This window comes from Bradyrhizobium sp. (assembly GCF_049691595.1).
Taxonomy (GTDB): Bacteria; Pseudomonadota; Alphaproteobacteria; order Rhizobiales; family Xanthobacteraceae; genus Bradyrhizobium.
Map to the genome: position 1 here is coordinate 1 of NZ_JBAVNZ010000063.1, position 8,198 is coordinate 8,198.

7 protein-coding genes and 2 pseudogenes are annotated in these 8,198 nt (G+C 66.0%); 8 read left to right on the forward strand and 1 reads right to left on the reverse strand.

What is annotated here, in order from left to right; genetic code table 11:
• From WCE35_RS02860 to dppD, 6 genes and pseudogenes are all read left to right on the forward strand, one after another.
• Positions 1 to 198, forward strand: a 198-nt coding sequence (locus WCE35_RS02860; protein WP_424591831.1) for a hypothetical protein, incomplete at its 5' end; no start/stop codon positions are given.
• 171 nt (positions 199 to 369) lie between these two features.
• The gene (locus WCE35_RS02865) at positions 370 to 2,598 is read left to right on the forward strand and encodes a CHASE2 domain-containing protein (protein WP_424591832.1); all 2,229 of its coding nucleotides are present in this window, start codon (positions 370 to 372) and stop codon (positions 2,596 to 2,598) included.
• Between the two features lie 73 nt (positions 2,599 to 2,671).
• Positions 2,672 to 2,822 (forward strand): annotated as a pseudogene (locus tag WCE35_RS02870) (dipeptide/oligopeptide/nickel ABC transporter ATP-binding protein); the annotation flags it as partial.
• Between the two features lie 15 nt (positions 2,823 to 2,837).
• Positions 2,838 to 3,035 carry a hypothetical protein gene (locus WCE35_RS02875; RefSeq protein ID WP_424591833.1) on the forward strand — a complete coding sequence of 66 codons (198 nt, stop codon included), beginning with the start codon at positions 2,838 to 2,840 and terminating at the stop codon, positions 3,033 to 3,035.
• The gene (locus tag WCE35_RS02880; RefSeq protein WP_424591834.1) at positions 3,032 to 4,444 is read left to right on the forward strand and encodes an amidase; all 1,413 of its coding nucleotides are present in this window, start codon (positions 3,032 to 3,034) and stop codon (positions 4,442 to 4,444) included. The genes WCE35_RS02875 and WCE35_RS02880 overlap by 4 nt, the downstream gene beginning before the upstream one ends.
• Positions 4,445 to 4,472: 28 nt before the next feature.
• Positions 4,473 to 4,639: pseudogene (gene dppD, locus WCE35_RS02885) on the forward strand (dipeptide ABC transporter ATP-binding protein DppD); the annotation flags it as partial.
• 85 nt (positions 4,640 to 4,724) lie between these two features.
• Here dppD and WCE35_RS02890 read toward each other — a convergent pair.
• A complete protein-coding gene (locus tag WCE35_RS02890; RefSeq protein WP_424591835.1) occupies positions 4,725 to 5,600 on the reverse strand; it encodes a LysR substrate-binding domain-containing protein in 876 nt (291 codons plus the stop codon).
• A gap of 135 nt (positions 5,601 to 5,735) precedes the next feature.
• Here WCE35_RS02890 and WCE35_RS02895 point away from each other — a divergent pair, with 135 nt between their 5' ends.
• Both WCE35_RS02895 and WCE35_RS02900 read left to right on the forward strand, forming a co-directional pair.
• Positions 5,736 to 6,548: an acyl-CoA thioesterase domain-containing protein gene (locus WCE35_RS02895; RefSeq protein WP_424591836.1), complete on the forward strand. Its 813-nt coding sequence runs from the start codon at positions 5,736 to 5,738 to the stop codon at positions 6,546 to 6,548.
• 189 nt (positions 6,549 to 6,737) lie between these two features.
• On the forward strand, positions 6,738 to 8,198 hold a 1,461-nt coding region (locus WCE35_RS02900; RefSeq protein ID WP_424591837.1), incomplete at its 3' end, for a type I secretion system permease/ATPase.

Here is an 8,198-nt window from a genome sequence, read left to right on the forward strand (position 1 = left end):
AGTCTGGGATATGCCACGGCGTCAATCAGCTACCATGAAAACGCCGCGGGAACGGGCGGGACGCTGTCGATTTCAGATGGCGTGCAGACTGTCGATCTGGCTCTGCTGGGGCATTACTCGGCCGACAACTTCAGTTTCGCTCCCGACCACGCTCACGGTACGCTCGTTGCCTATGTGCCTCACGACCTGACCGTGTGACGGAGACGGTTGCGCGACTCCTGGCGCACCCGAACGATTTCGATCTGATCCAGTCGAAGCTTTTCCGCGAGACCGCGGGTCGAGCGGGGTCCGGAATCAGGCCAGTCAAACGCCTTGTCCACACCCCATGCCGGGCGTGATCAATCCGCCTTGGGGTGGTATCATGAGCACATGAAGCGGCTGAGGATATGGCGACGTTGGTTCGCGCGGAAGTTTGGCTATGCGCGGCTGGCGTGTCTTGCGCTGCTGGTCGGCTTCGCCGCGCTGCGGATGCTCGATCCGGCCCCGGTCGAGGAGATCAGGGTCAGGACCTTCGATACGTTCCAGCGCTTCGATCCGCGCGTGAAAACCGCACGGCCGGTCACCATCGTCGACATCGACGAAAAGAGCCTGTCCGAACTCGGCCAGTTTCCGTGGCCGCGGACGCAGATCGCGGACATCATCACCAACCTGACCCGGCTCGGCGCGGTCGTGATCGCCTTCGACGTCGTGTTCTCGGAGCCCGACCGGCTCAATCCGGACGCCGCGGCCGATACCTTCCGCAGCCTCGATAGCGATACCAAGGCGAAGTTGCGCGCGCTGCCGAGCAACGACCAGGTGCTTGCCGATGCCATCGCCAAATCCCGCGTCGTGCTGGGCGAGTCGGGGCTGCCGTTCGTGATTTCCGAGTTCGACAAGTCGCTGCCGCTGACCGGCCTGGCGATGCTGGGCGAGGAGCCGCAGCGCTTCATGTTCGATTTCCCCGGTCTGTTGCGCAACGTCCATGTGCTGGAAGCGGCGGCGGCGGGCCGCGGCCTGTTCACGATCCGGCCCGAACGCGACGGCATCGTCCGGCGCGTGCCGATGATCATGCAGGCCCAGGGCGCGACCATGCCGTCCTTGAGCTTCGAGATGCTGCGGGTCGCAACCGGCTCCGGCACGATCCTGATCAAGGCCGAAAAGGCCGGCATCAAGAGCCTCGGCCTCAACGGCCTTCAGCTCCCGACCGACAACAACGGCCAGCTCTGGATTCATTTTGCCCATAACGATCCCTCGATCTACGTTTCCGCCGTCGATGTATTGCAGGGGCGGGTTCCGCCCGACATGATTTCGGGCAAGCTGATCTTGATCGGCACCTCGGCGGTGGGACTGAACGACATCAAGACCACGCCGGTCTCGCCGGCGATGCCGGGCGTCGAGATCCACGCCCAGGTGCTGGAGAGCGCGCTGACCGGCGCCGTGATCTCGCAGCCGATCTACGGCATCGCGATCGAGTTCGGCACGGCGCTGTTGTTCGGGCTGCTGGTGATCGCGTTCGCGCCGCTGTTCGGGCCGGTCACGCTGGTCGCGCTCGGTGCGGTGTTCGCAACCGGGCTGGTCGGCACATCCTGGTACTTCTACGCCCAGCACCGGCAGCTGATCGATTTCACCTATCCCCTGATGTCGACCACGGTGATCTATCTCACCCTGGTCTTCTTCAGCTTCGTCCGGGAGCAGGCGCAGCGGAAACAGATTCGGTCGGCGTTCGCGCAATATATGTCGCCGACGCTGGTCGAACAGCTGGCGCAGTCGCCGGAAAAGCTCGTGCTCGGTGGTGAGGATCGCGAAATGACCATCATGTTCTCCGATGTCCGCGGCTTCACCGCGATCTCGGAAACCTACAAGCACGATCCGCAGGGCCTGACCGCGCTGATGAATCGTTTCCTGACGCCGCTGACCAATGCGATCCTGGCACGCAAGGGCTATATCGACAAATACATGGGCGACGCCATCATGGCGTTCTGGAACGCACCGCTCGACGATCCCGAACATCACATCAATGCCTGCGGGGCAGCGGTCGACATGCTCGAAAAGATCGGCGAACTCAACAAGCAGCGCGAACAAGAGGCGCAGGAGCGCGGACACGCCTTTATCCCGATCAATGTCGGTATCGGTTTGAACACCGGAACCTGCACCGTGGGCAACATGGGCTCCGATATAAAATTCAACTATTCGGTGCTGGGCGACGGCGTCAACCTCGCATCACGCCTGGAGGGACAAACCAAGGAATACGGATTCCCGATCATCATTGGTTCCAGCACCGCGCTTGCCGTGAAGGACAGGTTTGCGATCCTCGAGCTCGATTTCATCATGGTGAAGGGCAAGAAGGAGCCCGAGGTGATCTACGCGATCGCCGGCCGGCAGGACACCGCGCAATCCGGCCGCTTCCAGCGGCTGCGCAACCTGACCATCGAGATGCTCGGCTGTTATCGCCGCCGCGACTGGGACGGCGCGATCGAAGCCATCGCGCGGGGCCGCAACACCGATGAAGCCGATTCGCTCGAACTGCTCTACCAGCTCTACGAGACGCGGATCCGCGGCTATCAGAAAAATCCGCCGCCGGAAGACTGGAACGGGGCTTTTGCGCTGCTGACGAAATGACTCGTGAACCTTCCAGCTTGTGATGCGCGGGCAAAAGCGCGAAGCGCGTCTTCGCGCTGGATGACCGGCGCATCCATCGGGCTGCCGGTTTCATGCCCGCTGCCCGTTTGCGGAGCCGCTCTGCGCAATTGCCGCGCCAAAGCTCGCGGCGCTCGATACAATGGGCCCAGGCGGCGTGCTGCATGGCCATTCCGGGCTCCGGGCACAGCCGCGCACCGGCTTAAGGGAGCAGACCCGGCATGACAAAACCCAGTCCCAAGGAAGTCAAGGCCATCACCGACGTCGCCGGCGTTCCCGTGGACGCCGAAGTCGCCGCGCGCATCGCCAACTCCATCGGCCCGGCCTTCCAGGGCTTTGCCCCGGTCGCCGGCACCTTGCCGTTCGATCTGGAGCCGGCGGGCTTTCTGCTGGTGCAGGCCGCGAAGGTTTCGATATGAGCACCGAACCGGCCCTGATGTCGCTGGTAGCGGTCGCAAAGGCGATTGCAGAGAAGCGTATTTCGTCGCGTGAGGTGACGCGGTCCTGCCTCGACCGGATCGCGCAATGGCAGCCGCGCCTCAATGCCTTCATGGCGATCGAGGCGGACCAGGCGCTCGCGGCTGCCGACGCGGCCGACGCGGCTTTGGCGAAAGGCAGCAAGCGCGGCGCGCTGCATGGCGTGCCGCTGGCGCACAAGGACATGTATTACGAGGCCGGCAAGGTCGTCACCTGCGGCTCGCTGATCCGGCGCGACTTCGTGGCGGCGACGACCTCGACGGCGCTGCGGCGCCTGCAGGACGCCGGCACCATTCGGCTGGGCTCGCTGCAGATGGTGGAATTCGCCTACGGGCCGACCGGCCACAACGCGCATTACGGCGCGGTGCATAATCCATGGGCGATCGATCATATCACCGGCGGCTCGTCGTCGGGGTCGGGTTCCGCGGTCGCGGCGCGGCTGACCTTCGCGGCGCTGGGTTCGGATACCGGCGGATCGATCAGGATGCCCGCGCATTTCTGCGGCGTCACCGGATTGAAAACCACGGTTGGCCGTGTCAGCCGGGCCGGGGCGATGCCGCTGTCGCAATCGCTCGATACCGTCGGCCCGCTGGCGCAGACCGCGGAGGATTGTGCGCTGCTATTGGGATTGATGGCCGGCGCCGACCCCGAAGATCCGACCGCGTCTTCGCTGCCCGTGCCGGACTACATGGCGGCGACCAGCGGCTCGCTGAAAGGCCTCAAGGTCGGCGTGCCGACCGCGTTCTATGTCGACGACCTCGATCCCGAGGTGGCGCGGATTCTCGACGAGACGATCGCGGTTCTCGGCAAAGAGGGCGCCGAGATCGTCCGGGTCGAACTGCCGGACCAGCGCCAGCTCACCGCGGCCTGCCAGTTGGTGCTCGCGGCCGAAGCCGCCGCGTTCCACAAAAGATGGATGATCGAGCGGCCGCAGGATTACGGCCCGCAGGTCTTGATGCGGCTGCAGAATGGTCTCGCCATTCCCGCGGTGTCGTATCTGGAGGCGATGCGCTGGCGCGGGCCGGCGCTATCGGCCTATCTGGCCGCCGTCGCCGGCACCGACGCGGTGCTGGCGCCGGTCGCGCCGGTTCCGGCGCCGACCATTGCCGAGAGCGATGTCGGCAACAGCCCCGACGCCGAAGCCGTGATCCAGCGGCTCACGCGCTTCACCCGCCCGGTCAACTATCTCGGATTGCCGTCGCTTGCCGTCCCCTCGGGCTTTACCCGCGGCGGTCTCCCGGTCGGCATGCAGTTGATCGGCCGCTCGTTCGACGAAGCGATGCTGATGCGGATCGGCGCCGCGTTCCAGCGCGCGACCGATTTCCACAGCCGGGTGCCCGAACCAGCATGACCAGCTTCGTCGAAAATCCGCGACCTCAATGTTTCGCTTCACCGGCGAGCGCACAGTGCATGCCGTCGACGATTTCAGCCAGTCGCCCGGTGAGGGCGGGGTACCCGGCCTGCTCGGCGAATCCGGCTCGGGAAAAAGCGTGACCTTGCGGGCGCGCCGATGCGGCTGTTGCCGAAGAAGCGGACGCAGATCTCGAGCCCAATGTGCAGATCGCGCCCGACCGGATCGCGCGATGCATTCTGGCGGAGCCAGGCGCCGCAATGGCGGTGACGTCGGGAATCTAGCGGGCGCGGCTGACGGCCTCGGTGATCCATCGCCGGACCGCGCCGATCCGGCGGTCGCGCGTCTGCTCGGTGCGGGACACCAGATAGATCGTTTCGCTGTGCGCCGCCTCGAACTCAAAGGGGGCGACCAGTTTCCTGCCGTATCCCGGCCGCGCCTTGATCAGCGGCGCCATCGCGAGCGTGACGCCAAGCCCGTGCTCGGCGGCCTCCAGCATCGCAGGCACACTGTCGAGCCAGAGATGACCGCGCGGGGTTATGTCTGGAATGCCGGCCTCCTTGAGCCAGGCCGGCCATGCCCGCGGTTGCGTCGTCAAATGGATCAGGACCTGTCGGGACAGATCTTGCGGGCGGCGCAAGCCGGCCTTGATCAGCGCCGGCGCGCAGACCGGCATGCCCCGCACTTGCACCAGCGGCTCGAATTTCAGTCCGGTCGCATGCTCGCGGCCATAGCGGATGGCAACATCGACGCGCGAAGCGTTGAAGTCGGCATATTGATGGGTGGCTTCGATGCGCAAGGTCAGTCCGGGGTTATGCCGCTTGAAATCCGGCAGCGCCGGGATCAGCACCGTGCTGGTGAAAAACGGCAACGCGCTGATCCAGAGTTCGCTGCCGCTGTCGCGGCGATGGCGCAGCATGTCGCGGCTGGCCTCCCGCAGGGACGCCAGCGCGACCGAGACCTTTGCGAGATAGCGTTCTCCATCGGCGGTCAACCGCACCGAGCGCGTGCCGCGGACGAAAAGTTTGACGCCGAACTGCGCCTCCAGTCCACGGATCTGATGGCTGATCGCCGATGGGCTGAGCGACAGGTCGCGCGCGGCGCGGCGGAAGCTCAAATGCGACGCCGCGCGCTCGAAGGCGAGCAGCGCCGTCAAGGGCGGAATCGATTGCCGCGAGGATTCTGATAGATGAATTTCATTCATCTGAAGTGAGGAAATCCCTTTTGCCTCAGGCGCTATCTTGCTCCAAGCTAGCCCATCGCGCAATCCTGCTCACCCCTGGATATTCTCTTGGCAATCTTCGAACCGCTTGGCGCCCCCCATCACTGGAAGCCCTCGGAGCTCGCGGCCGGGCCGTTCGCCGGGCTTCAGGGCGGGGCGATCGCAAGCCTGCTGACGGCTGAGGTCGAAGCTCTGGCCGCGACGCGGAAATGGGGCACCGCCATCTCGGCGACGGCCTGGTTCCTGCGGCCGACGCCGATGACGGATTTGCGCACGCAGCTTTCCGTCCTGAGCGAAGGCGGCCGCGTCAGCGTCGTCGACAACACGCTTTGGCCGGCGAACGAGCCCCAGCCTTGCGCCACGGTGAGGGTGACGCTGTCGCGCGAACGCGCGGTCGAGTTGCCGGGCCTTGCCGATGAAGGCAGCGACCTCGCCGATCCCGCGCAATTTCCGGTGCGCACCCGAAAGGCCGCCCATGGCCGGCCCTGGTTCATGGATGCCATGGAAGCGCGCGAGGGCAATGGCGTCGCCTGGTTCCGGCTTCATCATTCGATCATCGCAGGGGCCGGGCCGCTGTCGGCGGTGCTTGGCCCGGCCGACTGGACCCACGGCATCGCACGGCCTTTCCAGGATGTCGTGGCGGACCCCAATCCGAACCTGACGGTCCAGCTGTTCAGGCAACCCAGGGGAGAATGGGTCGGCGTCCGCGCGCAGACCCGATGGCAGCCCGCGGCCGGATTGGGAGCAGGAAGCGGCGTGCTGCTCGACGCGCACGGCGAGATCGGCCGGGTGTCGATGTCCGTGATTCTGGTGCCGTTTCCGAGGCCGGAATCGGCTTCAAAACCCATGGCGGCTGCGGGCGAAAGCCGCCCCTCCGCCTGATCCGGGGCGGGGCCGCTTTGTGCGAAGAAAACCCGTCAAAACAAAAGATTAACGCCTCATTCAGGTATGCCCCCCGCCCAGGCGCCGGCCGTGAACCGCATGCCTGTTAACGCGACTTAAATGGACGGTGTCCACAAACATCGGTAAAACAGCCATGTTCCTTATTTCCATTTGAAGAGATCAGAACTGATGGCAGCCGCTCCCGGTGTCCGGCGTTCCGAACTCGGTGACGCGCTGCGCGCCTGCCGCGAGGCCTTTATCGGCGTCGGGCTGATGAGCTGCATGATCAATCTGCTGTACCTGACCGGCTCGGTTTTCATGCTGGAGATCTACGACCGGGTGCTGCCGAGCCGGAGCGTGCCGACCCTGGTCGGTCTGGTCGTCATCGCCGGCGGGCTGTACATCGCCCAGGGCGCGCTCGACCTGCTCCGCGGGCGTATCCTCGGGCGGATCGGAACCTCGCTCGACGAGGCCATCAATGGCCGCGTGTTCGACACCGTCGTGCGGCTGCCGCTGGTGGCAGGCGCGCGCAACGAGGGCCTGCAGCCGCTGCGCGATCTCGACAACGTGCGCTCCTTCCTCGGTAGCCAGGGACCGGGCGCGTTCTTCGACCTGCCCTGGCTGCCGTTCTACATAGCGATCTGTTTTGCGTTCCACTGGCTGCTCGGCGTCACCGCGCTGGCCGGCGCCGTCATTCTCGTCACCCTGACCGTGATCACCGAGTTCATGTCGCGCGCCCCCGCCCGCGAGGCCATGACGCTGGCGGCGCGGCGCAACGATCTGGCCGCCTCCAGCCGGCGCAACGCCGAGGTGCTGGTCGCGATGGGCATGGCGGGGCGGCTGAACGCGCGCTGGAGCGAGGCCAACGAAACCTATCTGGCGGGCAATCAGCGCGCCAGCGATGTGGCGGGGGGCCTCGGCGCGGTCGCAAAGGTGCTGCGCATGATGCTGCAATCCGCGGTGCTCGCGGTCGGCGCCTATCTGGTGATCCATCAGGAAGCCACCGCCGGCATCATCATCGCGGGGTCGATCCTGAGCGCGCGGGCGCTGGCGCCGGTCGATCTGGCGATCGCCCACTGGAAAGGCTTTGTCGCCGCGCGCCAGAGCTGGCACCGCCTCAGCCGGCTGCTGCTTGCGATGCCGGCGCCGAATGCGCAGACGCTGCTGCAGGCCCCCGCCAGGCGGCTGTCGGTCGAGGGCGTCAGCATGGTGGCGCCCGGCGACCAGCGGATGATCGTGCAGGATGTCAGCTTCGCGGCCGAGGCCGGCAGCGGCGTCGGCGTGATCGGACCGAGCGGATCGGGCAAGTCATCGCTGGTGCGCGCGCTGGTCGGCGTCTGGACGCCGGCCCGCGGCAAGGTGCGGCTCGACGGCGCGGCGCTCGATCAGTGGTCGTCGGACGCGCTCGGCCGCCATATCGGCTATCTGCCGCAGGACGTCGAATTGTTCGGCGGCTCGGTGGCGCAGAACATTTGCCGGTTCGACCCCGGCGCCAGGTCCGAGGACATCATCGCGGCGGCGCAAGAGGCCGGCGTTCACGAGATGATCATCAAGATGCGCGAGGGCTACGACACTCAGATCGGCGAGCAGGGCACCGCGCTGTCGGCCGGCCAGGCGCAACGCGTGGCGCTGGCGCGGGCGCTGTACGGC

Coding starts and splice junctions, on each gene's coding strand:
- WCE35_RS02865 (WP_424591832.1), top strand. CDS start 370: ATGAAGCGGCTGAGGATATGGCGACGTTGGTTCGCGCGGAAGTTTGGC.
- WCE35_RS02875 (WP_424591833.1), top strand. CDS start 2,838: ATGACAAAACCCAGTCCCAAGGAAGTCAAGGCCATCACCGACGTCGCC.
- WCE35_RS02880 (WP_424591834.1), top strand. CDS start 3,032: ATGAGCACCGAACCGGCCCTGATGTCGCTGGTAGCGGTCGCAAAGGCG.